The organism is Paenarthrobacter sp. 10L420 (assembly GCF_056395385.1).
Map to the genome: position 1 here is coordinate 1 of NZ_JBFTJK010000078.1, position 689 is coordinate 689.

The 689-nt window shown below is 63.9% G+C and carries 1 pseudogene; it reads right to left on the reverse strand.

The annotated features are described in order from the left end of the window. Nucleotides 1-689, reverse strand: a pseudogene (locus AC1DD5_RS25745) (pyruvate dehydrogenase (acetyl-transferring), homodimeric type); the annotation flags it as partial.

The window sequence follows — 689 nt, forward strand, 5'->3', positions numbered from 1 at the left end:
GTCGCGGCTTGTTGTTTGCCCGAGCCGCGTTTGGCGACCTCGTAGGACTTGGCCTCGGGCAGGGTCACGGGGGTGTGGGTGCGGCGGCGTTCGGGCACGAACCCGCCGAGCTCTGCCCGGCGTTCCATCAGGTACCGGATTTCGGGGGCGTCCATGCCGGGGTGGTAGTACGGGGGCCGGTAGAGGTCCGCGTCGAGCTGGTCATCGCTGATGGGGATGCGCAGGTGGTCACGGAAGGCCTTGAGGTCTTCCATGGTCAGCTTTTTCATCTGGTGGGTGGCGTTGCGGCCTTCGAAGTGCGGGCCCAGTCCGTAGCCCTTGACGGTTTTGGCCAGGATCACCGTGGGTTTGCCCTTGAACTCCACCGCTGCCTTGTACGCGGCGTAGACCTTGCGGTAATCGTGCCCGCCGCGTTTGAGCCCCCAGATCTGCTCATCGGTCAGGTCCGCGACCATGTCCTTGGTCTGCGGGGACTTGCCGAAGAAGTGATCCCGGACGAACCCTCCGGACTCGGCCTTGTAGGTCTGGTAGTCACCATCAGGGGTTTCGTTCATGATTTTCACCAACGCCCCGTCGGTGTCGTTTTCCAGCAGGGTGTCCCATTCCCGGCCCCAGACGACCTTGATCACGTTCCAGCCCGCGCCGCGGAAGAACGCCTCCAACTCCTGCATGATCTTGCCGTTGCCCCG